Here is a 25,402-nt window from a genome sequence, read left to right as displayed (position 1 = left end):
GGAGTATGCGTCACGAGTCGCAATGTGGCGAAAGGCTCGTCCGCCTTTCGTTCCAGGGCCGATGATACTTGGGGCATAGCCCCTGGGAAAGTAGGATCCACACTGCAGGAGTATGCGTTATAAGACGCAGTGTGGCGAAAGGCTCGTCTGCCTTTCGTATCGCCAGGTAACACACAAAGAAAGACCATCTCTGAATGAGGTGGTCTTTTTTGTGTCATCCTTCCACCTCATCTGGGGTGTCTTAAATTCGCCCACGTGGGCGAATTTGGGGAGTCGGGGTTCCACGATCCACACTGCAGGGAGTGTGCGTCTGGAGACGCAGTGTGGCGAAAAGCTCGTCCGCTTTTCGTGTTCGGATCCACACTGCAGGAGTATTGCTTCATGAGTCGCAATGTTGCGAAAGGCTCATCCGCCTTTCGTATCGCCAGGTAACAAGCGAAAGAACTATCTCTAACGAGGTAGTTCTTTCTGAGTCTAATCATACTGAACGATAAGATCTTGGGTCTGGAGTTCCACTCGTTGTATTTCGAAGCTGATACGGAACAGCTTGAGTTAATTTTCGTGAGTATCCTGTGATTTGAGTTAAACGTGACAGCTTTGTCATTGTCAATACTAGAGGAAAAAGGTATATTTATTATAGGTAGTCAACACGGTGTTACATAAGTGTTGAGGAAGGTGTGTATTGAAAATGGAAGACAGAGTAATATTCACTTTAAAGCATATTTTAGCAAAGAAGAAGAGAAGGATAACCCTAGAGAGTCGTTTGCGGGAAGACTTATTTGTAGATTCGTTAGATATGGTGATGATTATTGCGGATCTGGAGGACGAATTTGAGATAACCATTACTGATGATGATTTTGCAAATGTGGTTACGGTCAATGATATTGTAGAAAAGTTGAGAGATAGAGGTTTAACCGACTACTGATACTTTTCGATTTCTTCGTCCGGTCACTTATTGGTTGAATATAATGGTCATTTTAACTCAAGTCACTCGTTTTCAAACAATGCTTTGAGAGGACAAAAGGTGCAAACCGTTTGTCCTCTCTTTGCCAAAGGCTTAGGCAAAAAAAAGAATGACGTTCAAATTGTTATCAAATTGAACGTCATTTTTCTCGTCTTTTAAACTAGGTGATTTCTAAATTCTAGTTGGATCATTTTAGATCAGGCCTGTTGATTCATATGAACATCTTTCCAGAACACTAGAATGAGAATTGGCTTTGTCTACATAGAATTTAGCCATTTTATGTGCATCTTCTAATGCATCAAAAATTAAGAGAGTGTAATTGAATAAAACTCTATTTTTTACATGATGCGAAAGGTGAGGTATTCCGCTTTGCTTGGCAAGTGAAAGTAATATGGGTTTCCTACCTATTCTCATGAGAATACTTAGGGCATCTAAAGATACGCATTTGTCTGTCATAGAAATTGAAATGGCTTTCTGCATATTACATTTGTTGTGGTTTTCGACATTAAGGTTATTCTTCTGGCGATGCTCAACCCACTCATCAGACATTTTACTGTATAAATCAGAGACTCCTTCTACCGCAAGTGTAAACTTTCCTTTTAATGATTCTGGCATATTCTCGTATTCTACCGGGGTAACTCCAATTACAATATTTCTCTTTGCCATGTTTCCCCACTCCTCGCCATAAATATTTAATATGCATAAATTGACATAATATATTGACAACTGTTTGGATTTTTGCTTAAAATCTTGAGAAACAATGCATAAAACTAAATTAGTAACAGTAAAATATATTTTTGGCAATGATTAAACCCCGAATATGTTAGTTTATCCATTAAAAGTAATAAAAAATCCCCTTAAATCAGTTTGAATGTTTAGTTAATTCTTAATTATCTTGATAACATTATACACATTGCGATAACAAAATTCAATGGCTATTTATAAAAAAGTTCTTATTTTTAGAAAATAAAATTTAGATTGATTCGGAAGAACCGAAAATCTAATCTGGCAGTCCTCAAGGGTAAACTCTAAAAATGATAAAAGCTAAGATAAAAATAATATCCGTATGCTCTTGCCATTAAAGACCAGAGTATACGGATATTATAAGTTTTAGACAATATTAAATTTGAGAACGGATACCAATGTACTACCTGTTTAATGCTAATTAATGATATAACGTCTCCAGGGGATACTGCGTAGGTTTACTTTAGCAAGAAGGCTTACTATATTTTTTCGCCCATACCAAGTCGGTTTTCCTTGTGGATCCTGGCTCATTAGGACGATTGGCATGCCTGGAAAAACGTGACGATAAGCATTCATAGCTTTTTGAAGTTCACTAGTACTTTGGAATACTTGGGGCTTAACCGTAACAATAGCTAAAGTATCATCTTTTACTTTAACAATGGCGCCTTCAATCTGATAACTCATAAAAAATCACCTCCTTAAAATAAACAAAAGGGGTTCGAGTTTTCTTTACAATTTCCCAAGCTCTCACAAAAGAAGGAAGCCCCCTGAAATTAAATTTGTCTGGGCATAATCGAGCAGCTAATGATTGAACAGACATCGTGTAATGGTATTTATTATAGCATGTCCGGGTTCATCTTGGATTACGCATCTGATGAAATAGCAACCGTTAATGATTCTATCAAGAACAACCGAATCATTCAATGGGATATTAAAGAATGTTAAAGTAGATTAAATTTTGGGAATTGCCTGTTGATTTCAACAAACCAAGGATAAAAATGGTAAAATAACCTTAATACAATTAATGAATAATTTAGTGCACAAATCTATCTCGCAGAACTAGAATAATGATCGATTTAAATACCGGGTTCACCTGCATGAGGCGACGAGAAAAAGATCAGAATAAATACTAAGTTATCGAATGAAGGCAATGTACATAGCTTATTGGATAAGAAAGAGAGTAAGAGCTTTGAAGAAGATAATTGTTTACTTACTAATACCCTTACTGGTGCTGAGCTTAGCCATTATTACTTATATTAAAGCCCAACCCTTAACCGGTATAAGCAAGATTAAAAACGGTACAGTGAAAGCTGTAATTCTTGGGGAGTCCATCGCTGTTAGTCAAGGTGCTTCAGACCCCTTAACAACTGGGTGGAATTCAAACCTTGAGAAATCCCTTTTAAACAAGTACTCAAACAAAATAGAATGGGATAATAAAGCTTCAGCAGGAGAACTTGTGGATTATTGCTTAAAGAGAGCAACTGAGATAGAAAGTACCACAGACGCGGTGTTTATTTGCTCGGGAAGAATTGATAGGAATTTTGAAACTCCCGAACAGTTCAGTAATAAATACACGCAGTTGATCTATGACATTAAAAGCAAAGCGCCGGGCGCTGACATATTTTGTATTGTTGAACCACCTATGGTTTCCACAGATGAATCATTGTTTTTGGGAATCAGAGCAGTAATAATTAATGTTTCCGCTGCAACTGAATCAAACGTATTGGATGTCTGGAGTGCATTTCCAGAGGATCAAGTAGGTTTGAATCAATTATTGATGGACGGACTTCATCCCAATGATGACGGGTATAAGTTAATGTCGGATTATATTTATAATCGATTAGTTTTGATAATTGATACATTTAAGTGGAAATTTCCACTTAACATATCAAAAGCAAGAGATATGAATCATTCCTAGGAAAAATTCACATCTCAATTTTTGTGCTTATTCTTGGGGCTTTATATATAGAACGAATCCAATATAGGTGCTCAAGTTTTAGCAAAATATTTATCAATTATTTTTTCGGCTAATTTTTTGTGGGCATTTGCTTGAGCTATCAGCATTATGACGATTAAAAATAACTCGGCTGTGTCTTTACCATCTTTATCAATGGTCTGGGTCTTTTCTTTGATCATAGTTGCCTTTTCTATTAGTCTTTCATCAAAAGAAGCTAATTCAATATTTTTTACTTCCAGAAAAGTTGAGTAGATGTCTTCAAGGGAAATCAAATCATCCTCCGGAGTTTCAATATTGTTAAGAACTGGTTCAAATAAACTCTTGATATCGTTAATAGACAAAATGTTTTTAAGATAATACACAAGGATTAAGAGAATTATATGTCGCTTATTGTATTTCTTTTTTACTGGAGACATTACAAGCCCAGCTTTAGTATAGTTGTTGATCATTGTCTTAGTTAGGATTTTATCTTGTTCGTCTCTCTTTTGATTGCTCAGACTGTTATCCATGAAAGAAGTTAGCTGTTCCATGTATAGATCGATATCGGGAATATCAGTAATCTTTATATCTTGGGTCAAGGAGAGTTCCTCTACTAACTGTTTAAGGGTCTTTTCATTGAATTGCATCATTATCACCTCAAATTAATTATAGAGCATAGAAACCCGTATTTCAAGATAACAGATAACCGAACATGTGGTATTTGAAGCTACATTAAGAGAAATGGAGAGATATTAACTAACAAGGGCAAATCTAAACCCAAAAGTCACGTAGTAATTAAAACTAGTATTTGTGGTTAATTTAAACAGATGATATCATATAACTATAGAAATGGCGCAAGGGAATTTAGGAAGGAGGTACATAAATTAATTTTTTAATTAGTAGAATACTTGTAACCTTTTAGCTTTCTTAAAGCCTCTATATTAAGAAGGATAGTACGCGGTTTCTTTCGTGAAGGTTAGCACATAGTTTACCCTTAGCGCTGCTCTATTCTAGAATTAAAACAGGAGGCGAATATATGTTTGACAGAACCGGTTTCAAAAAGTATAGAGACGAATTGCTCTTTATTGGGTTATCGGTGCTTTTGGTCTTTGGAATAAGTTTATTGTCAAGATGACTTTTTCTCTATTACTAGACAAGAAAAGGAGTGTGAACTTAATGGGTTTGTTTAAAAGGGTCAGTGACAATATCAGAGCAAATCTTAATTCTCTGCTTGATAAGGCAGAGGAACCCGAAAAAATGTTAGATCAATACCTACGGGACATGGAGGAGGATATAGCGGATGCTGAGGCCGCTGTAGCAAGGCAGTTGGCTGTGGCCTGGAAGTTCAAGGCCCAATTGGATGATGCCCTGGCAATGGTTGAGAAACGAGGAGGTCAAGCTATAGAGGCCTTAAATAGAGACCGGGAAGACCTAGCCCGCAAAGCCCTAGAAGACAAAAAACATAAAAAAGCTAAGGCTGAGGATTACCAGCTGCAGTACCAAAACTGCAATTCTATAGCCGAAAAGCTTAGATCAGAGCTGCAAGAAATGAAACATGAATACGAGAAACTACGGATTAAACGAGATGCATTGGTGTCAAGGGTTCAGGCAGCCAAAGCTCAAAAGGAAATCTATGGAGTCATGAACGGGTTTGGAAATGACAGTTCTCGTCGCAACTTTGATAGAATGGAAGAGAAAGTCCTCCGAATGGAAGCAGAGGCCTATGTGGCTAGAGATTTATCAGAGAAAGCTAAAAGTCTTGATCAGGAATTGGAAGCACTAGGAAATGATCAGATTGACATAGAGAAGGAATTATCTGAATTGAAGGAGAATCTTATAAAAAAGAAGGAATAAGATACACTTATCGATCACGTATTTACCACAGTAACTTAATATCCCAGCATTTTATATCACAGAACATGGAGGGGGAGGTAGAGTGAGTGCTTGACATCTACTGGATCTGTTTAATCGGTGGAGTGCTGTTTGCACTGGTAACCATAATATTCGGAGATATTTTAGGCGACATATTTGGTGGTTTCTTCGACGCCCTCTCCATGGATCACCTGGATTTTCTGCAGCCGATGGTTCTAGTCGGAGGAATCACAGTCTTTGGAGGATCAGGGATTATGCTGAGTCGATACACATCCCTTGAGCTTATCCCAGTGGTCATTGTTTCGGTAATAATTTCGATGGCAGTTTCAGTCTTGGTCTATTTTTCATATGTAAGACCCATGAAAAATAGTGAAAATTCCACGGGTTATTCGATGAAAGATCTCGTTGGCAAAATCGGTGAGGTAAGTGTTCCGATTCCCGTAAAAGGCTATGGTGAAGTGGTCATGAAAGTGGGAGCCGGAAACACCAACCAAATTGCCGGCAATCTTGAAGAAGTGGAGATACCTGCAGGAACGCGGGTCGTGGTTGGGGAAACAAAAGAGGGCATACTTTTCGTTTTCCGTTATGAGTAGATTGAGAGGAGAGGTAATATTGGAAGTTTTAGGTTTTGGGGTATTCGCTATCCCTATGACTGTGTTGGGGGTTATTCTTGTATTAGGCATGGCCTTTTGGGCCAGGTATAAAACCGTTGGCCCTGATGAGGCTATGATTGTTACAGGCTCTTATTTAGGGAGCAAGAATGTCCATACAGACGAATCGAGTCGAAGGATAAAAATTATTCGGGGCGGTGGAGCATTTATTCTGCCTATTTTCCAACAAGCACAGTTTATTTCCCTGTTATCTCATAAGTTAGATGTGACCACCCCGGAAGTATATACGGAGCAGGGTGTGCCGGTTATGGCCGATGGGGTAGCAATTATTAAAATCGGTGGGTCTGTAGAAGATGTAGCTACGGCGGCGGAGCAATTTATGGGTAAACCTACAGAATCTATACAGCAGGAAGCCCAGGAGGTATTAGAGGGGCATTTGAGGGCAATATTAGGAACGATGACTGTTGAGGAAGTTTACCGCAATAGGGACAAATTTGCTCAGGAAGTTCAAGGAGTGGCAGCTAAGGACCTGAAGAAAATGGGATTACAGATTGTATCCTTTACCATTAAAGATATCCGAGATAAAAACGGCTATCTGGAAGCCCTGGGTAAACCGAGGATTGCTGCTGTTAAAAGGGATGCGGAAGTTGCGGAAGCGCAAGCCGTTCGAGATGCCCGGATCCAAAAAGCTAAAGCTACCGAAGAAGGACAGAGAGCAGAGTTGCTTAGAGATACAAGCATTGCTGAAGCCACCAAAGAGAAGGAACTAAAAGTAGCCTCCTATAAAAAAGATCAGGACACAGCAATGGCAGAAGCCGACCAAGCCTACCATATTCAAGAGGCTCGCTCTCAGCAACAGGTTATCGAGGAACAAATGAAGGTTTCCTTAGTCAGAAAGGAAAAAGAGATAGAAATTGAGGAAAAAGAAATTCTGCGCCGAGAGAAACAATATGACGCTGAAGTTAAAAAGAAGGCGGATGCTGACAGATATTCAGTTGAACAGGCTGCTGAGGCTGACAAGGCTAAGCGAATGAGGGAAGCTGATGCTCTAAAATATAGGATAGAGGCTGAAGCAAAGGCCAATGCCGAACAAAAACGTTTAGAAGGTCTGGCAATCGCTGAGGCCGAAAAAGCTAAAGGGACGGCAGAGGCAGAGGTCGTTAGGCTCAAAGGCTTAGCAGAAGCGGAAGCTAAGGAAAAGCTGGCTGAAGCCTTTGAAAAATTTGGTCAAGCCGCTGTACTGGACATTATCGTCAAAATGCTGCCTGAACTGGCTGGAAAGGTTGCCGAACCCTTGAAATCCATCGATAAACTGACGGTAGTAGATACCGGTCATGGGGAAGGAGCGGCAAGGGTTAGTAATTATGTTACCTCGTTGATGGCAACTGCTCCTGCGATGTTGAAAAGTGTATCCGGGATTGATCTGGAAAGCATGGTTAAACGACTGACAAAGGAGCCTGATAATTATGTAGAACAAAAGGCTGAAGATAAACAACAGGTTTAGAAAGAAAGCAGGCTGCATGTTAAACATGTAGCCTGCTAGTTTCTTACTAAGGATAGTCTCAATTAAATCCAAAATGACAAAATAAATTTAATCTCACCAACCAAAAACCGAACGTTATCACAGCGGCGGGTTTTTGCTGACTTATAAGAAGTTTTTTGATTTCTGTATCTTCTTACTCTTGTCTGTAATCAAGGGGCCATATTTCTCCCATTCTTCGGGTGTCATCATTCGGGTTAGGCAATCACTGACCAAAGTAGGAGATTCTTCTTTTCCACATATCAGTTGAGCGGCTTGTAGAATCCCAGGTTTGTTTGCTTTTTCATACATAGCTATCAAGTACCCTTTCGGCTTTTTACTACAGTTTACAAGATAAGGGAAACTAAGAGCATATGTCATTAGTCATTATTTAGATAGGACTTTAAGCACGTTTTACGAATGCGAAGGAATGCTCCATGTAATGATTACCCGGAATGTTACAATACCAGTAAGCAAATTGTTCTGGAAGAAGCCGCAAGAGTGGCTTCATTCTGTTTTGAAACCAATCTCTTGTTTCGGTTCATTAGGGTTATCGCGCAAAGATGAGGTCAAAAGAAAGCTTATTTGAGAGACATGCTGGATCAATTCCACAGGCGAACCATTAGGCATTGTTCCAGAGAAACGAATAAGGCTTGGGTTACTGTATCCCAGGCCGTTGACTACAAAAGTCACAGATTGTCCAAAATTCACCAAACGAACAGCAACTTGCTTATCATTATCAAGCTTAGAATCAAACTCAATGATTTGATCATAAATCTTCTTGCAAAATTCACTAGCTAGATTCTGCTCAATCCATTCAAGTTGAGGATTTGTAAACATTGGTAGGTCTTTGAGAATATCAAGATTCATTTTTCTCAAAGAGGGTAAGAAATCATCCAAGGGTTAACCTCCTTCTACTCCTATAGGTAATTAAGAATCCAATAGTGTATATTTCGACAGCAGAATAGGGAATCCCTGTAAATTATTAAATTTTAAGAAAAGTTTTCTGGATTTAGATCGAACTTAGAAATCTCTTATATAAAAGCCTTTTTCAAATAGAGTGCACTAATTTAGTGACATCAAACGCGTTAGATTTTATAAACGGATATCTTAAAGCCCTCGATTGAGATAAGGGGAATGAGAGAGATTTTACGGATTTAAAATTTTTAAAGGATAATAGCAATACGTGTAGAATAATTGGGAAAGATAATGGTATTTAGAAACATATGGCGGATTATGTTTAGGATTTCATATAAAGCTCGCTACCTGAAATTATCAGCGGATTGAAGGTTGTTAATATAGATGACTGATTAGATCATAGGAGGATTTGGATTGTGTAACGAAGGATTAAGTAACGAACATTACAAAAAAATATTAAGCATTACTCCAGAATTGCTGTGCATATCTGATATGCACGGGCAATTCCGGTATGTAAACTCAGCATTTGAAGAGGTCTTAGGTTACACGGCTGAAGAATTGAGGGGATCAACCTTATATTCCATCTTGCACCCGGAGGACAAGGAAGCTGCAACTAATTCGATAAAGTCTTTGCTTATTAATAAGCAAGACAGATTAAGCATTGAGAGAAGGTACCTATGTAAAGAAGGGATTTATAAATGGATAGCCTGGGAAATAACAATTGACTGGACAGAAGAACTTGTGTATTCTTCCGGACGTAACATAACTGATAAGAAAAAAACCGAAGAAGCAGAACGGAAGGCAAAAGAACGATTAGAAGAAGCTCAAGAATTTGCTAAGTTAGGGTATTGGGAGTTTAATACGATCACAGGAGAAAATTACTGGTCTGACGAATTGATTCGAATATGTGGTTTAACTCGGGATGAATTCGCACCAAATTTTGATGCTTTTATGCAGATGGTACATCCTGACGACAAAAATTTAATAATAAATACGATGAAAGAACCCCTAAAAGGCAAGGAATATGAATTAGAGTTAAGACTAATCAGATCAGACAATGAAACCATTTGGTTATCCGAAAGGGTAAAGTATGATCAGGATCCCTCGGGTAAGGTAGTTCGATGGTATGGAGTAGTTCAGGATATATCCCTACGTAAATTAAACGAAATTAAACTCAAGGAAAGCGAAACCAAATTTAAAGAACTTGTCGAAAACCTGAGAGAGGTAATTTGGATACGTCAGGGTGGAAACCTTGTTTATATTAGCCCGGCCTACGAGCAGGTATGGGGAAGAACGTGTCAAAGCTTATATGAAAATCCGCAATCATTTATTGATTCCATACACCCAGAGGATAAAGAACGTATTCTACAGGCATTTATCAACGATCACGATATTAACCAGGATTTGTTTGAAGATCAGTATAGAATTAGAAGGCCTGACGGAACAGAACGATGGATTTGGTTGAGAAAATTTCCGATATTCGACAATCATGGAAAACTTATTCGACATGTGGGAATCTGTTATGATGTCACCAAAATCAAGGAGTATGAGGAAGAAGTCTTAAAAAACAAAATGGAAAAAGAAATGGCCCGACTCGAAAGACTAAGTCTTGTGGGTGAAATGGCGGCAGGTATCGGTCATGAAGTCAGGAACCCAATGACCACCGTCCGAGGGTTTCTCCAATTGTTAAGCAGTAAGGAAGACTGCTTTAAATACAATGAATTTTTTAAGCTTATGATTGATGAATTGGATAGGGCTAACTCGATTATCACAGAATTTCTTTCTCTGGCAAAGGATAGAGTTGTTGAATTAGAAGTTCAAAGCCTTAAAGAAATTGTCCAAGATATATTTCCTTTAATCCAAGCTGATGGATTGGTTTCCGAAAAGAATATAGTGATGGATCTTGAAGAAGTTGCCAAAATACCTTTAGATAAAAAGGAAATACTCCAGCTTATTTTAAATCTTGTTCAAAACGGTTCCCAGGCCATGTTACCTGGGGGAACAATTAAGATTAGAACCTTTATGGACAACGAAGAAATAGTGTTGGCAGTATCCGATGAAGGCTCGGGGATTCCCCCCCAAGTACTTGAGAAAATTGGAACCCCTTTTTTTACGACCAAGGAAAACGGAACTGGCCTGGGGTTAGCGGTTTGCTATAGCATTGTAGCGCGGCATAACGCTAAGATAGATATAGATACTGGTTCAAAGGGGACTACGTTTTTTGTCCGGTTTAAAAACCTCACTTAAGCATGAGGGTTGCAGGAAGCTGCAACCTTTTTTGATATCCCATCAATAAAAACAAAACAATTTGGATTTAGGCTCAACTTAGCCAATGCCAAAAATATGTGGCAATAGTGATTGGCTCTTGAGCGAAGCCTTTTGCCGTTATAGTGAACTAGCTGCAATGTCAAAAATCTGCTTCCTAGGCATACTGAAGATGAAAATATGTGTAAACTCAAAGAATTATACACCCAGGAAGGAAAAGTGTATGATAAGGGCAACCTGTATGTCCCAGACGACTTAGAGATACTGGATGCTGTGGTCTATGGGGTTTTGGGATTAGCTGATAATGTTAAGGCACCTACCGGGGATGATGCTAAAACTTATATAGATTACTTAATTGAGAAGGAAGTCCCATTTTACATTTGCACTCCTTGTGCCAGATATAGGCTCTTCAGCGAAGATGAATTTATTGCAGGGGCAAAATTGTCTACAGCAGCTCAGCTTATTGATCTAGCGGCTGAATCAAAAGTATTCTCTTTTTAATATGATACCAATGAGCCTTTGTGGATTACAATTCTGATGAGAGAAGAACAGAAAGGAACTCGCCTTAACCGACATCGGTTGACCGGGTTTCTTTTATGTTCATTAAACAATTTTAATGATTGTTTTACTAAGATTTAACATAAATTTCACCAAATGTTCACCATATAGGAAGGAATTAGTAGTATTCTTATGTAGACAAGTATATAGAATCTATATCAGTCCGAGGAAGGAGAGAAGTACAGCTTTTGGCTAGTACGATTGAGTGAGACACTTTAATTATTTGACGAAAGAAGGCCTAGAGGCCACATTCTTTAAAGCTCCGGAGTTTTTCAACAAGGAAACTCCCCGAGGGATTCTTTCACACGCCTTGGGTGCGTCCCTCTATATGCCAGGGACTAGAGAGACTATAGCCTCAGACATAATTTCTAATAAGTATCGAGGACTTGCCTCAACTGTCTTGTGTCTGGAAGATTCAATTGGAGATGCTGAAGTACCGTTTGCTGAGGAGAATCTTGCAAAACAAGTCCAAGAAGTTTATAACACCTTAGAAAACCAGGAGTTAGAGTCCTTTGAACTGCCGCTAATCTTCATTAGAGTTAGGGATCCCGAACAGATCCTGCGCCTGATAGAGAGAATGGGAGACAGCAGCAAGATAATCACGGGCTTTGTCTTTCCCAAATTCACAGCCGAAAGTTTTAGATACTTTGAAACTATTAAGAGTCTGAATCAAACAACAGGGTTTTTCTATGGTATGCCCATTATTGAAAGTAATGAAGTCATCTATAGAGAATCCCGTTTTCGGGAATTAATGGACATAAAGGAGCTTTTAGATACTTATCATGACTTAGTCTTAAATGTACGAATTGGGGCGACAGATTTTTCGGGCTATTATGGAATTCGCAGAGGTCCGGATGTAACAATCTATGATATAACGGTAATACGTGATTGTATTTCCGATATTATTAATATATTTAGCCGTTTTGAAAGTGATTACGTAGTCTCCGGTCCTGTTTGGGAGTACTTCTCTAATGGAGGAAGAGTTCTTAAACCGCAGCTGCGCAAGAGTCCCTTTGAACAGTTTCACGATAATCTCGGAAATAATCGAACGAAGATTAGAAGCCAACTTCTGAATAAATATGTTGATGGTCTTATCCGTGAAGTTATTTTGGACAAAGAAAATGGAATTATTGGCAAGACCATTATTCATCCCAGTCATATCATTCCCGTACAATCCCTCTATATTGTCGGATATGAAGAGTATTTAGATGCTTTGAGCATTATTGAGAACAGTAATGGCTTGCAAGGGGTTACGAAAAGCCATTATACTAATAAGATGAATGAAATGAAACCACATTATAATTGGGCCCAGAAAATTTTATTAAGAGCAAAGAGTTATGGGGTATTTCATGAACAACACAATTTCATCAGCCTCTTTACCGAAGATGTATACTTATAATGTAGAAGGGCAAAGGGTATCCGTTACCCTAACCAAGAATCCCTTCGATATTGACCCTCAAGTATTATATTCACTGGCGGCAAGACAGAACAAGAAACGAGGGTTTTTGTTTGTAAGCAAGGTTCTTGGTAAGCATGTACCGGTGGATCCCTTTATACCTTTGCTGGCAGGAAGCAGTTTAGCTGTTCAATTTATGGCTAGAATTCATGGTGTAAATCATGCCGATACATCAGCTATTGTACAAGCCTTAAAAGAGAATAAGGATACAAGAAAAGTTTATGAAGCTGTAATTTCAAAACCTCGCTTTGTACTGCCTCAGGAAACTTTATTTATAGGTTTCGCTGAAACAGCAACAGGCTTAGGGCATGCAACCTTTAGCGCTTTCGATAATGCCCATTACCTACATACGACCCGGGATCAGATTCCTCTCCTGTCCCCAGTGCTAGATTTTAAGGAAGACCATTCTCATGCCGTTAATCATCGGTGTTATCCTGTGGATCCGGAATTACTTCGAGATCCAAAAACCATTGTTCTTGTTGATGATGAGATAACCACAGGAAAGACTGCTTTAAATATTATTAAAGCAATCCACACTAAATTTCCGAAAAAAGATTATGTGGTCTTATCCCTTTTAGATTGGAGAACGAAAGAAAACCGGGCTAACTATCAGAGGCTTGAACAGCTGCTTGGTGTTAGGATTCACACCATTTCTCTGTTAGAGGGGGAAATAGCGGTGAGCGGTTCCTCTTTAAACGAACGAAGAGAACAAGGGGAACCACGAAACTTTGGAGCAGAATCCAATATTACTGAGGATTTTTTTGTTCCCACAGAACAGAAAATCTTAGATCTAAAGGATATAAATTCATTCTATTCCCTTGATTCCAAAGGGAATCCAAGTCTTTCTCCTTATCTTGGATTAACCGGTAGATTTGGGTTATCCAGCAGGAGAGATCGAGAAATTTTGCCCTTAGCTAAGGAAATTGGGGAGAAGTTAAAGTTAGACAGGTCAGGGAAAAAAACCCTTTGCCTAGGAACCGGTGAATTTATGTATTTTCCAATGCTCATTTCGGCCTATATGGGTGACGGTATAAAGTATCATTCCACCACCAGAAGCCCGATTTATCCCTTTGCCAAGCCGGACTATGGGATTCAAAATAGATTTACTTTCGCCAGTCCTGACGATGAAGGTCTTAATTTTTATGTGTATAACATTCCCCCCAACTATTATGACGAGGTCTATGTGTTTCTGGAAAGAGAAGTGCCTTTTGCGCGCTTAAAGCCTCTAGTAAAGATTTTTGCTGAACTTGAGATGCCGCGCTTAGTTTTTGTTGTAGGTTCATCTATAGAAACCCCTGAAGACAAAGTCTAAGAATTTGAATTTTGCTCTTTAATAACTGAAAAGAGGTGACCGCAGGTGAATAAAAAACTCTTCACTCATCAAATTCCTGATCCGGCCCCAATGGGATGCTATAGCCCGAAGGATGTTATTTTTCTACTCAAGAACCTTAATGGGTTAATGGCTGAGACAGATCTGGAAACCCGGGAGCAAAAGATCCAATCCGGCGGTCATTATTCAGAAATGCTGCCGATAGAATATGAACCAACCAAAGAGTACTTAGATCTTTTCCACCTGACTCTTCAAGAGAGCGCAAGGAAAGTCGCGAAGGCTGTAGAAATTGTAGCAGAGCAGATATTACAGAAAAACGGATCTGAAATGGTGCTTGTTTCTTTGGCTCGGGCAGGAACTCCTATAGGTATTTTGATTAAACGCTACTTGCTGGAAAAGCATGACTTAGATTTACCTCATTATAGTATTTCCATTATTCGTGGCAGAGGAATCGATGAAAATGCCCTGCTGTATATTCTTCAGAATCACTCACCTGCGCAGATCCAATTCATCGATGGGTGGACAGGCAAGGGGGCTATAACTCAGGTCTTAAATCAAGCATGCCTGGAGTTTAATGCAAAATATAACTGCGAACTAGATGATGACTTAGCAGTCCTTGCCGATCCGGGGCACTGTGTAAAAACCTTTGGAACCAGAGAAGACTTTTTGATTCCCAGTGCTTGTTTGAACTCAACAGTGTCTGGATTAGTTAGCCGAACTGTTTTTCGCCAAGATCTTATCGGAGACAAGGAATTTCATGGGGCCAGATTTTATGAAGAACTTCTCAAAGTAGAAGTATCCAATTTGTTTATTGATACCATTTCCAAGGAATTTGCACACCTTTTTCCAGAGAACTTGGGGCTTCTTAATCCCCCTAATGAGTCTGAGGTTTCTTGGCAAGGGCTAAAATCTTTAAAGAGGATCCAGGAAAGGTATGGGATCAAGGATATCAATTTCATAAAGCCGGGTATTGGAGAAACTACGAGAGTTCTTTTAAGACGATTGCCGGAAAGGGTTCTGGTGGACAGTATTGAGAATAATAACTTGAAACATATTATGCTGTTATGCCAGGATAAAGGAGTTCCAATTGAGGAGTACCCCAATCTGATTTATTCTTGTTGCGGAATAGTGAAACAAATATCATGAGAAAAAAAATGATGTTTGCCAGCGATTTGGATCAAACTTTAATTTACTCACAGCGATCCTTCATGAATGAAAATCTACAAGAAACTATTCTCCCCGTTGAATGGTTTGAGAATCGATATATTTCTTATATGACCGCAAATTCAATAAGTAAACTGAAGCAACTATCGAGAGAAGTGCTTTTCATACCTGTAACTACGCGAACAAAAATTCAATATCAGCGGATAAACTTCGCTGAATACGATATCTTCTTTGACTATGCAGTGACCAGCAATGGAGGGACAATCTTTCATAAAGGTATTGAAGATCAGGAGTGGAGCCGGCAGGTATCTGCCGCTTGTAAGAATTGTCTGGAGGCTGCAGATCTTATCCAACGGTTTAATGAGATCAGACATCCTTCCTGGGTACATCCGGACTCCGGAAAAATGGCCGATAATTTATTTTATTACTGTTTAGTCGAACGTGATATGATTCCCGTCGTAGACTTAGCGGCTTTTAAATTATGGGCAAAGGAAAAAAATTGGGAGTTGTCTATTCAAGGCAGGAAGCTCTATTTAGTCCCTAATAGTGTTAATAAGAAAACAGCGGTTCAATATATCAAAGGGAAGGAAGGCATTGACTGTAGCTTAGCAGCGGGAGATTCCTTGCTGGATTTAGATATGCTTAATACTGCGGACTTCGCCGTTGCTCCTGCTCATGGGGAACTACATTCCCTTAGACTGCAGAAGCTTTTGGATTTGGAGAGAATTCACTTTACCAGGCAACATGGAATTAAAGCAGGAGAAGAAATCTTAGATTATGTAGCCGATTCCATGTCTAAGGATTTAGTGGTATAAAATCAACACAATATGTGAATTATATAATGGAAAACATTGGTTTACGGAGAACATTGCTAGGCATTCGCTTTGTGAAACTTATGTGAACATTACAATTTGGCTTTTTCTCCAAAGCTTTCCTGTGATAAGATACAAGTATCCTTTTATTTCAGCTTGTCAAGGCATAAAAAAAGGAAAAAAATCGAGAAGCGGCGAAAAGATAACAGTGATAAATAGGATTAAAATGCGTGGTATCTAAAAAGGGGGATTCACAGTGGGAATTAATTTGCAAAAAGGTCAAAAGATTGATTTAACTAAAGGTAACCCCGGCTTAACTAAAATCATGGTTGGGTTAGGATGGGATGAAGTATCCAAACCAAAATCCGGCGGTGGAATTCTCGGCGGCCTTTTTGGAGGCGGAGGCGGTGGAGGGTCAGCAATTGACTGCGATGCATCTGCAATTCTTCTCGACGGTCAAGGGAAGCTGACTTCGAAAGATCGGCTGGTCTACTTTGGTAACCTGCAAAGTGGAGACAAGAGTGTAAAACATAGTGGAGACAACCTAACGGGAGCCGGCGATGGAGACGATGAACAAATACATGTGGAGTTAAGCAGTGTGCCAGGTTCCGTTGATAAAATAGTTTTCGTCGTCAATATTTATGATTCCATAAAACGCAAACAAGACTTTGGCTTAATTGCCAATGCATTTATTAGGGTTGTTAATCCTGTTAACGGACAAGAGTTTTGTCGTTATAACTTAACCGAAAGCTATGCCGGTAAAACAAGCTTAGTGGTCGCAGAAGTATATCGCCACAACAACGAATGGAAATTCGCGGCAATCGGCGAAGGTACCAATGATGCATCCTTAAGTGAACTCATCCGTCGCTATCAGTAAAATTTTTAAAGGGGGATAATGCTATGGCAATTAGTTTACAAAAAGGTCAAAAGGTGGATCTTACCAAAACAAATCCCGGGCTTACAAAAATTATTATTGGTCTGGGCTGGGATGTTAACAAGTATGATGGCGGAAAAGATTTTGATTTGGATTCTTCAGTTTTCATGCTTAATGCTGACGGAAAAGTTACGGACGAAAAGAACTTTGTCTTCTTTAATAATCCAAAGAGTCCCGATGGTTCAGTCACCCATACCGGTGACAATCGTTCCGGTGCCGGCGATGGTGATGATGAGCAAATCAAGATTGATTTGGCTATTGTTTCAAGCAATGTAGACAAGATCACTTTCACGATCACAATTCACGAGGCTCAAGAACGGAATCAGAACTTTGGCCAAGTTTCCAACGCTTATGTGCGTGTACTTAACGAAGCCTCAGGGGAAGAGATAATTCGCTACGACCTGGGCGAAGATTTTTCCATTGAAACAGCCATTGTAGTTGGCCAGCTTTATCGCAACAATGCAGAATGGAAGTTTAATGCTATCGGCAGTGGTTATCAAAATGGATTAGCCGGACTGTGCAAGGATTTTGGTTTAGACGTCTAATTCCAGTGGTCAGAAGGCAGAAGCCGGAGTTCAGTGGGATGGGTTACTTAACTTGTAATTTCATTAAATAATTAAATAGGTACACCTACCTGCAAGTGGGTGTACCTATCACTATAGCTATCAGTAGAGAAGCTTAATAAGAATAAGGCGGTGTTTCATTGTGGGGATCAGTCTGCAAAAAGGACAAAAGATTGACTTAACCAAGGGAAACCCTGGGCTAACTAAGATCATTGTTGGATTGGGCTGGGATACCAATAAGTATTCCGGTGGGTCGGATTTTGACCTGGATGCCTCCGTATTCTTGCTTGACAAAAATGGTCGAGCCGGAGGAATTGAGGACTTTATATATTATAATAACCTGGTTGGAGGTAATGGTTCAGTAAAACATACCGGTGATAACCTCACCGGAGCTGGTGACGGGGATGATGAACAAGTCAAGGTTGATTTAGCTCTTGTGCCTGCCCATGTCGAAAAGATTGCCTTTACCGTGACAATTCATGACGCGGTTCAAAGATCCCAGAACTTTGGCCAAGTATCGAATTCCTTTGTACGGGTTGTCAATGAAGCCAATGGTCAAGAAGTCATGCGCTATGATTTAGGAGAAGATTTTTCTGTCGAAACAGCAATTGTTGTTTGCGAACTATATCGGTACCAAGGAGAATGGAAATTCAATGCTATTGGCAGTGGCTTCTCGGGAGGATTGGCTGCTCTTTGCACAAACTATGGGTTAGATGTAAATTAGATAATCGTCGATGAGGCGTCCCAATATTTGGGGCGCTTTTTTTATATTAATTTAGAGAGTATAACTTTTTCGTTGCATACTGATAGAAAGGCTAATACGTGCGAAGACAGTGTCTTCGGGCCCAGCCAACTTTTCTAATGCGTAAAAAAGCGGCAATGTAAGCCTTTCCCCATTTGATGTTTTATTTAGTCGTTAAACAGCCAATAAAAATAAAACCTATGATGGCCCAACAAAAAGGTGATTTACTCTAACTGGAAAAAAGTTAGCTTTAAACCTGAATATCCAGCTCTTTTATCTTGCGGTAGAGTGTATTTCGTCCAATCCCCAATATTTTAGCGGCGGGGGCAATTTTCCCTCTGGTTTGGGTTAAGGCGTAGAGGATTGTTTGCTTAGTTTGTTGATATAGTAAAGTTTCGGTTGTACACTCGGATTTTGAATCTTTCTGAATAAGTTCGTCAGGCAAGTTTTCCACGGTTAGAATCGAGCTGTCTGCCAAAGCAACCATGCTTTCAATACAGTTTTCCAGTTCACGGACATTTCCGGGCCAGGAGTGAGCCAATAAATAAGAATAGACGTCTTCATCAATCCCCAAGGGTTGGCCATTAAATGATTCGCAGGCTTTGAGAATAAAGTGGGGGACTAATTCTCTTATGTCTTCACTACGTTCGCGTAAGGGGGGGAGTTCTAAAGTGACAACTTTCAGACGATAATATAGATCTAAGCGAAAGAGTTCCTTTTCAACGAGAGCGTTGAGGTTTTTATGCGTTGCGGTAATCACCCGAACATTAATCTTTTTGGCTTTAATATCTCCAATTCGGGAAACTTCCTTTTCTTGAAGTACTCTAAGGAGCGCCACCTGAACGTTCAAAGGCATATCGCCAATTTCATCAAGGAAAATAGTTCCTTTGTCTGCTAATTCGAACTTTCCGGGTTTTCCCCCACGGCGGGCTCCCGTGAAGGCACCCTCAACATAGCCAAATAGTTCACTTTCAATCAGTGTGGGAGACAGTGAAGCACAGTTTAAAGCAACAAAAGGGCCTTCTCGACGTGGACTGAGTTGATGAATTGATTTAGCGATTATTTCTTTTCCTGTCCCACTTTCACCATGGATGAGAACGGAAGAATGGGTTGCGGCTACTCTCGAAGCTTGTTCCAGAATTCGTTGCGACGCTCGACTACGTCCGACCCATAAGGTATTTGCTGGGGCTCGATGATTGCTTTGTAGAGTTCCGACTGCCCCTAATGGTTCGCCGGCATCGTTGACCACACGCTTTAAGTGTGAGGATATTTCTTTTCCTGTTCGATCCTTTAAATGCAGATCCAGAGAATGTCCACTTAACATCCAGCCTTTTGGGGAACTGAAGATATCAGCGGCCGGCCGGCCAATGATGTCTGCTTGTCTGCGCCCCAGCAGCGCAGCACCAAAACTGTTGATGTTCGTGATGATACCGTTATTATCAATAGCCAGAAACCCCTGGTGCAATAGGGAGGATGCCAGCTTGGCACCTTCTTGATAAAACTTTAATTGATTTTCCAGTTCAAAAAGCTGCAAGTTTTTTTTGATCATACTTGCACCCATCATAGCAATATTTAAAATCTTTTCCTGATCATGATTGGCTTCTCCGCTGATATCTAAGACACCGATAGGTTTCCCCTGGGCATTTTGTATCGGAGCAGCCCAACAGGCTAAAAAGTGATTATCACGCACAAAATGCTCCCAGCCAGACACCGAGGTAGGGGCATTGTCGCGGAGAGCTGTTCCGATGGCGTTAGTTCCGCGAATTTCTTCACTCCAACTAGCACCCGGACTCAGATTGACCCTTTGTGCTTTAGTCATAAAAGGCGCGTCGCCGATGGCTTCAATTATATATCCATCATTGTCACCTAACAAAATAGTGTAATTGGTGCTTCCCAGCAGGTCAAAAATGTAGGGTAGAACCGTCTCCCCGGCTCGGATTAGGGCCTCTTTAGCTTCGCGGCGTTCACTGAGCCGCGGCAAAGATAGAATATCCTGATTAGAAATTAGGGTGTGGTCTACACGATACTCTAAGCTTCTTTGCCACGAACGATAGATGGAAGGAGTGACTTCGGATTCAACGCTTTCCCCATTAATGAAACGTTTCCAGTGGTTATCCATAGATCCCTTCCCCATCCTCTCTAGTCATGGAGTTTGTTCCTTACAATTGTCAGAATATCATATCTATTTCAATCAGACAACACCAAAGCTTGAGACAAACTGTTCTATTTTGGAACAAAAATTGGATGCAAATCGATCAAATATGGAGCATTGAAGTCAATAAATGGTAAACTGTCTTACCTAATTGAGCTATTTTCTGGGTTGCTAATACTCACTTAAGTTTTTTTAGCATGATATTAAAAATAAATAAATAAACCACAGGTGGATTCTTAAAACACCTGTGGTTTGGTTTCTTTTACTTGAACCAAAGCTAACATCGGCTCCAGACAGTCAAATTATCCTTACTTACCAAAGGAACAGCGGGGATAGATGCAGACGGGGCAGTTGAGACAAAGGCCTCCACTTCCTAGCTTGACGATATCCAGGCGTGTCAAACGCTCTCCTGTCATCAAGCGTGGAGCAATTAAGTCAAAGGCCGTCGTCTTAGAATACATCACGCACCCAGGTAATCCCATGATAGGGATTTTTCCAATATAAGCCAGCAAAAACATGGCTCCCGGCAACACGGGGGCACCATAGGTAATCAGCTCTGCGCCCATTTCTTTGATGGCTGTGGGCGTAACATCGTCCGGATCAACAGACATGCCGCCGCTCACTAAGACCATTTCTGCACCTTGATTTAGCTGCTCTCTAATAGAGCTCTGGATCAAGGAAACATCATCATTAGCCAAGGTATGGGCAATAACCTCAGATCCCCAGTTTTCAACCTTAGCACGCAGAACAGGGCCAAATTTATCTTGGATTCGTCCGTGGTAGACTTCACTCCCTGTGGTTACTATGCCCACTTTTGTGTGTTTGAGAGGTCGTACCTCCAGAATCGGTTCTGTAAAGGTTTGAGCAATCCCTTCAGCTTCTTTGATCACGGATTCATCAATCATCAAGGGCACAACTCGGGTTCCGCCGACTATTTCCCCTTTTTTGACCGGATAGTGATTGTGAAGGGTAGATAGAATAACCTGTTCTAATGTATTCAAGGCCAGAATGCCGTCTACAGAAGAATAAAGGAGTCCGTCATGGGCAGCAGTTAAGTTTACTTTTCCTTCCTTAGGTTCGTCGAGAACTAGGCCAGAACCGGCAACGGCTTGGGCAAGGCGCTCCGCAGCTTCATTTTCGTGGATTAAGCCCGGTGTCTGATCCCAAACATAAATATGCTCCTTACCCATACTAAGCAGGACCGAAATATCTTCGTCACGAACCATATGTCCCTTTCGAAATCGCGGCCCTTTACTGACCCCAGGGATAATCTGAGTCATATCGTGAATAAGAATAGTGCCAACAGAATCCTTCACCTTGATTTTTTCCATGAAGATATCCTCCAATACATCGTGTAAGGGTGTTCGATTACACCTCACCAGAAGCAGGGAAGAAAAATGTCAGAGTTCAAGGCAGATTGAGGGGAAATCAAGCTGCCCAATTGCATGGTACAGCATTCTTTTCGGATGGTCAAGAGGGAAGTGTTTTGGTGAGAGGATTAGAGAATAGGGAAGAGAGACGAAGTTTAAATAGTCTGAATCATTGGCATGATTATTGCAACAATCTTCAAGTAAAGCAAAGTAGAGCAAATTAAATCAAAGTTAACCAAACTTAGGCAAGCAAATTATAGCCTGCAAAAAAAGAATGGGAGGAACATTTGTCAGTTGTTTAACAAGTGAGTGGGGAAATTTGCTCTACTGCTGTCCAGAACATACCAGATATAAGTTCGAAAAATGAAGTCATCAAGCTATAGCACAAACTGGGAGAACCAAAGCAGATTGTACAGGATTAATCAAGGAAAAAGGAGAGAAAAGAATGATTAAGAAACATGTCATTATCAACGGTAACCCTCAAACATTAATTGTTGATGGTGAAGTAACTCTAGCCAATGTCTTGCGGGGACAACTGCACATGACCGGAACTAAAATAGGATGTGGCAAGGCTCAATGCGGTGCTTGCTCTGTTATTGTTGATGGGAAAGTCATTCGTTCCTGCGTTACTAAAATGAAGCGAATTGCTGATGAAGCTGTTATCACCACTATTGAAGGCGTGGGCACTAAGGAGCACTTACACCCCTTGCAGCTGGCCTGGATGATTCATGGCGCTGCTCAATGTGGTTTTTGTAGTCCGGGCTTTATTGTTTCTGCCAAACAACTCTTAGAGGAAAATAATAATCCCACCAGGGATGATGTCCGAGATTGGTTCCAAAAGCACAGAAATGCATGCCGTTGCACAGGATACAAACCCTTAGTTGACTCAGTTATGGAAGCTGCTCGTTTAATACGCGGTGAGGTTACTGTAGAAGAGTTATGGTGTAAATTGCCTGAAGACGGCCGAATTTGGGGCACGGAATACATTCGTCCATCGGCCTTGGCTAAAGTTACCGGTACTTGGGACTTTGGCGCTGATGTAGGAATCAAAATGCCTTGTGAAACTCTGCAGCTCAAATTGGTACAGGCCAAAGTTTCTCATGCTAATATTCTCTCCATTGATACCTCTGAAGCTGAGAAAATGCCGGGAGTTTATCGAGTTATTACCCATAAAGATGTTGTCGGCAAGAACCAAATTACCGGTTTAATCACTTTCCCGACCAATAAGGGAGATGGATGGGATCGCCCCATTCTCTGTGAGAAAAAAGTGTTCCAATTTGGTGATGCCATAGCCATTGTTGCAGCTGATACGGCAGCACACGCTCAGGCAGCGGCTGATAAAGTAAAAGTGGAACTTGAGTTGCTCCCTGAATATATGAGTGCTCCTGCTGCCATGGCGGATGATGCCATTGAAATACACCCCGGCACACCCAACGTTTATTTCGAAACCAAGGTAGTAAAAGGAGATGAAACCGCTCCTTTAATGGAAGCCGCTGATGTAGTTGTAGAGGACGACTTTTATATCGGACGACAACCCCATTTGCCCATTGAACCTGATGTGGGTTTTGCTTTCTTTAATGAAGAGGGTAAGCTGATTATTCATTCCAAGAGTATCGGAATTCATCTCCATCAAGCAATGATCTGTGCAGGGATCGGAATTGAGTCCGATAAACTGATTCTGGTGCAGAATCCCGCCGGCGGAACTTTTGGCTATAAATTTAGTCCAACGATTGAAGCTTTATTAGGGGTTGCCGCTGTGGCCACAGGTAAACCAGTCTACCTGGAGTTTGACTACTATCAGCAAACCACTTATACAGGAAAGCGTTCGCCTTTCTTCATTAATCTCAAATATGGGGCGACTAAAGAAGGGAAATTAGTAGCCATGGAATCAGACTGGACCGTCGACCATGGTCCCTATTCTGAGTTCGGTGACTTGCTGACTATGCGTGGTACTCAGTTCATAGGCTGTGGTTACAATATCCCCAATATTCGCGGCAATGGTCGAACCGTGTGTACGAACCATGCCTGGGGTTCAGCTTTCCGAGGGTATGGATCTCCACAAAGCACCTTCTCCTCAGAGGTATTAATGGACGAACTAGCAGAAAAGCTAGGGATGGATCCCTTTGAATTACGTTACAAAAACGTCTACAGACCGGGAGACACCACCCCAACGGGATGTGAACCTGATGTTTACTGCCTGGTGGATATCCTGGATAAACTTAAACCTTGTTACGAAACGGCACAGGAATGGGCTAAACAGCCGGCATCCTCACCTGACAAGAAACGCGGAATTGGAATATCCATTGGTGTCTATGGATCAGGCCTGGACGGAGCAGACAGCTCTGTGGTCAATGCAGAGTTAACTTCAAAAGGCGTAACAATATATACTTCTTGGGAAGACCATGGGCAGGGTGCGGATATGGGAACTTTAGCAACGGCTCATGAAGCCCTGCGTCCTTTGGGAATCAAACCAGAGGATATCAAGTTGGTTATGAATGACATGGAAAAGACCCCTAACAGCGGACCGGCGGGTGGAAGCCGTTCCCAAGTTTTAGTCGGTAATGCTACTCGAGTTGCTTGTGAAGAACTCATCAAAGGGATTACCAAAGAGGACGGAACTTTCCGTACCTATGACGAGATGATTGTCGAAAAGTTGCCGGTTTATTTTAGTGGTGCTTGGACTGCTCCTGCTTCGGAGTGCAGTGTAGAGACCGGACAAGGAAATCCCTTTGCCGTCTATATGTACGGAGCTTTCTTATCCCAAGTTGAAGTCAACATTACCACCGGGAAGACTGAAGTTGTAAAAATGACAATGGTAGCAGATGTAGGGAAGATCGCCAACAAATTAGTCGTAGATGGACAACTGTATGGCGGCTTAGTTCAAGGTTTAGGCTTAGCTCTTAGTGAAGATTTCGAAGACATCAAGAAACACATTGATTTGATCAGCTGTGGATTACCCTTCATCAAAGATGTCCCGGATAATATTGAACTTCATTATGTAGAGACCCATAGGCCTCATGGTCCATTTGGGGCTGCAGGCTCAGGAGAATTGCCCCTGACCTCTCCTCATGCTTCAATCATCAACGCCATTTACAATGCTTGTGGAGTCCGGATGACCCACTTGCCTGCCCGTCCGGAAAAAGTTCTGGCGGCGCTCAATGCTAAGAAATAATTAATCCGCAGGCTCGTGAACTATTCTGAAAGAGTCTCAGGGGTAGACAGCGGGTCGGTTCTTCTGTCTGGCTCTGGGGCGGAGCGCTTTTTAGCTGTGTTAACCCGTGCGAAGACAGTGTCTTCGTCGGTCAGCACGCGTCTGCGAGTTCCGCCGCTGGCTCGCTGGACGGTTCGCGAGCGCGTCCGAACCTCCTGGTATTTCTGCATGTGAACCTGCGGCGCGCTACGGTGACGCGAACCGTCGGCCCTCGCCATAGCTCGGCTTCACTGACGCATCCGCTTAGCTGAAAAGCGCTCCTTCAGCCAGTTTACTAGGAG

23 protein-coding genes are annotated in these 25,402 nt (G+C 41.0%); 16 read left to right on the top strand and 7 right to left on the bottom strand.

Annotated elements, in window-relative coordinates; all coding sequences use genetic code 11:
- Window positions 1-688 precede the first annotated feature (688 nt).
- Window positions 689-925, top strand: coding sequence for a phosphopantetheine-binding protein (locus BLS16_RS12125; RefSeq protein WP_042334294.1), 237 nt, complete (start codon window positions 689-691; stop codon window positions 923-925).
- 231 nt (window positions 926-1,156) lie between these two features.
- Here BLS16_RS12125 and BLS16_RS12120 read toward each other — a convergent pair whose 3' ends face one another.
- Both BLS16_RS12120 and BLS16_RS12115 read right to left on the bottom strand, forming a co-directional pair.
- Window positions 1,157-1,630 (bottom strand): hypothetical protein, encoded by a 474-nt coding sequence (locus BLS16_RS12120; protein ID WP_092333551.1) that lies wholly within the window; start codon window positions 1,628-1,630, stop codon window positions 1,157-1,159.
- A gap of 495 nt (window positions 1,631-2,125) precedes the next feature.
- Window positions 2,126-2,392: a hypothetical protein gene (locus BLS16_RS12115; protein ID WP_092333549.1), complete on the bottom strand. Its 267-nt coding sequence runs from the start codon at window positions 2,390-2,392 to the stop codon at window positions 2,126-2,128.
- A 505-nt stretch (window positions 2,393-2,897) separates the two neighbouring features.
- Between BLS16_RS12115 and BLS16_RS12110 the strand changes: the two genes are divergently transcribed.
- The gene (locus BLS16_RS12110; protein WP_092333547.1) at window positions 2,898-3,626 is read left to right on the top strand and encodes an SGNH/GDSL hydrolase family protein; all 729 of its coding nucleotides are present in this window, start codon (window positions 2,898-2,900) and stop codon (window positions 3,624-3,626) included.
- Between the two features lie 71 nt (window positions 3,627-3,697).
- Here BLS16_RS12110 and BLS16_RS12105 read toward each other — a convergent pair whose 3' ends face one another.
- A complete protein-coding gene (locus tag BLS16_RS12105; protein ID WP_092333545.1) occupies window positions 3,698-4,291 on the bottom strand; it encodes a DUF1836 domain-containing protein in 594 nt (197 codons plus the stop codon).
- Window positions 4,292-4,820: 529 nt separating this feature from the next.
- Here BLS16_RS12105 and BLS16_RS12100 point away from each other — a divergent pair.
- The 3 genes from BLS16_RS12100 to floT all read left to right on the top strand — a co-directional run bounded on the left by BLS16_RS12100 (window position 4,821) and on the right by floT (window position 7,631).
- Window positions 4,821-5,498 carry a PspA/IM30 family protein gene (locus BLS16_RS12100; protein ID WP_092333543.1) on the top strand — a complete coding sequence of 226 codons (678 nt, stop codon included), beginning with the start codon at window positions 4,821-4,823 and terminating at the stop codon, window positions 5,496-5,498.
- A gap of 86 nt (window positions 5,499-5,584) precedes the next feature.
- Entirely contained in the window at window positions 5,585-6,109 is a 525-nt protein-coding gene (locus BLS16_RS12095) for an NfeD family membrane protein (RefSeq protein ID WP_092333541.1), read from the top strand.
- Window positions 6,110-6,164: 55 nt separating this feature from the next.
- The gene (gene floT, locus BLS16_RS12090; RefSeq protein WP_034602247.1) at window positions 6,165-7,631 is read left to right on the top strand and encodes a flotillin lipid rafts scaffold protein FloT; all 1,467 of its coding nucleotides are present in this window, start codon (window positions 6,165-6,167) and stop codon (window positions 7,629-7,631) included.
- 141 nt (window positions 7,632-7,772) lie between these two features.
- Here floT and BLS16_RS12085 read toward each other — a convergent pair whose 3' ends face one another.
- Both BLS16_RS12085 and BLS16_RS12080 read right to left on the bottom strand, forming a co-directional pair.
- Window positions 7,773-7,958, bottom strand: a complete 186-nt coding sequence (locus BLS16_RS12085) for a hypothetical protein (protein ID WP_092333539.1) — start codon at window positions 7,956-7,958, stop codon at window positions 7,773-7,775.
- A gap of 195 nt (window positions 7,959-8,153) precedes the next feature.
- The gene (locus BLS16_RS12080; RefSeq protein ID WP_092333537.1) at window positions 8,154-8,546 is read right to left on the bottom strand and encodes a DUF6173 family protein; all 393 of its coding nucleotides are present in this window, start codon (window positions 8,544-8,546) and stop codon (window positions 8,154-8,156) included.
- Between the two features lie 432 nt (window positions 8,547-8,978).
- On the opposite strand from BLS16_RS12080, the gene BLS16_RS12075 reads away from it, so the two are divergent.
- The 9 genes from BLS16_RS12075 (at window position 8,979) to BLS16_RS12040 (ending at window position 18,370) form a co-directional block, all read left to right on the top strand.
- Entirely contained in the window at window positions 8,979-10,811 is a 1,833-nt protein-coding gene (locus BLS16_RS12075) for a PAS domain-containing protein (RefSeq protein WP_092333535.1), read from the top strand.
- A 198-nt stretch (window positions 10,812-11,009) separates the two neighbouring features.
- Window positions 11,010-11,330, top strand: a complete 321-nt coding sequence (locus tag BLS16_RS12070) for a DsrE family protein (RefSeq protein ID WP_242876270.1) — start codon at window positions 11,010-11,012, stop codon at window positions 11,328-11,330.
- Between the two features lie 262 nt (window positions 11,331-11,592).
- Complete coding sequence (locus tag BLS16_RS12065) at window positions 11,593-12,786, top strand: HpcH/HpaI aldolase/citrate lyase family protein (protein ID WP_092333533.1); 1,194 nt, start codon at window positions 11,593-11,595, stop codon at window positions 12,784-12,786.
- The gene (locus tag BLS16_RS24010; RefSeq protein WP_207649750.1) at window positions 12,737-14,155 is read left to right on the top strand and encodes a phosphoribosyltransferase family protein; all 1,419 of its coding nucleotides are present in this window, start codon (window positions 12,737-12,739) and stop codon (window positions 14,153-14,155) included. Before BLS16_RS12065 ends, BLS16_RS24010 begins: the two co-directional genes overlap by 50 nt.
- A gap of 45 nt (window positions 14,156-14,200) precedes the next feature.
- Window positions 14,201-15,319, top strand: coding sequence for a cysteine protease StiP family protein (locus BLS16_RS24005; RefSeq protein ID WP_207649749.1), 1,119 nt, complete (start codon window positions 14,201-14,203; stop codon window positions 15,317-15,319).
- Window positions 15,316-16,152: an HAD family hydrolase gene (locus tag BLS16_RS12055; RefSeq protein ID WP_092333565.1), complete on the top strand. Its 837-nt coding sequence runs from the start codon at window positions 15,316-15,318 to the stop codon at window positions 16,150-16,152. Before BLS16_RS24005 ends, BLS16_RS12055 begins: the two co-directional genes overlap by 4 nt.
- A 253-nt stretch (window positions 16,153-16,405) precedes the next feature.
- Window positions 16,406-17,026, top strand: coding sequence for a TerD family protein (locus BLS16_RS12050; RefSeq protein ID WP_092333532.1), 621 nt, complete (start codon window positions 16,406-16,408; stop codon window positions 17,024-17,026).
- A 23-nt stretch (window positions 17,027-17,049) separates the two neighbouring features.
- A complete protein-coding gene (locus BLS16_RS12045) occupies window positions 17,050-17,628 on the top strand; it encodes a TerD family protein (RefSeq protein WP_092333530.1) in 579 nt (192 codons plus the stop codon).
- 160 nt (window positions 17,629-17,788) lie between these two features.
- Window positions 17,789-18,370, top strand: coding sequence for a TerD family protein (locus BLS16_RS12040; RefSeq protein WP_143015525.1), 582 nt, complete (start codon window positions 17,789-17,791; stop codon window positions 18,368-18,370).
- Between the two features lie 268 nt (window positions 18,371-18,638).
- On the opposite strand, the gene BLS16_RS12035 is transcribed toward BLS16_RS12040, so the two are convergent.
- The gene (locus BLS16_RS12035) at window positions 18,639-20,507 is read right to left on the bottom strand and encodes a sigma-54-dependent Fis family transcriptional regulator (protein ID WP_092333526.1); all 1,869 of its coding nucleotides are present in this window, start codon (window positions 20,505-20,507) and stop codon (window positions 18,639-18,641) included.
- A 341-nt stretch (window positions 20,508-20,848) separates the two neighbouring features.
- Window positions 20,849-21,871 (bottom strand): molybdopterin-binding protein, encoded by a 1,023-nt coding sequence (locus tag BLS16_RS12030; RefSeq protein WP_092333524.1) that lies wholly within the window; start codon window positions 21,869-21,871, stop codon window positions 20,849-20,851.
- A 29-nt stretch (window positions 21,872-21,900) separates the two neighbouring features.
- Between BLS16_RS12030 and BLS16_RS24000 the strand changes: the two genes are divergently transcribed.
- Both BLS16_RS24000 and BLS16_RS12025 read left to right on the top strand, forming a co-directional pair.
- Window positions 21,901-22,134, top strand: a complete 234-nt coding sequence (locus BLS16_RS24000; protein WP_207649748.1) for a hypothetical protein — start codon at window positions 21,901-21,903, stop codon at window positions 22,132-22,134.
- A 221-nt stretch (window positions 22,135-22,355) separates the two neighbouring features.
- Entirely contained in the window at window positions 22,356-25,082 is a 2,727-nt protein-coding gene (locus BLS16_RS12025) for a molybdopterin-dependent aldehyde oxidoreductase (protein WP_092333522.1), read from the top strand.
- The last annotated feature ends 320 nt before the right edge of the window (window positions 25,083-25,402 follow it).

The sequence above is a fragment of the Desulfosporosinus hippei DSM 8344 genome, from assembly GCF_900100785.1.
Lineage (GTDB): Bacteria > Bacillota > Desulfitobacteriia > Desulfitobacteriales > Desulfitobacteriaceae > Desulfosporosinus > Desulfosporosinus hippei.
This window is presented reverse-complemented; position numbering and strand designations above follow the sequence as displayed.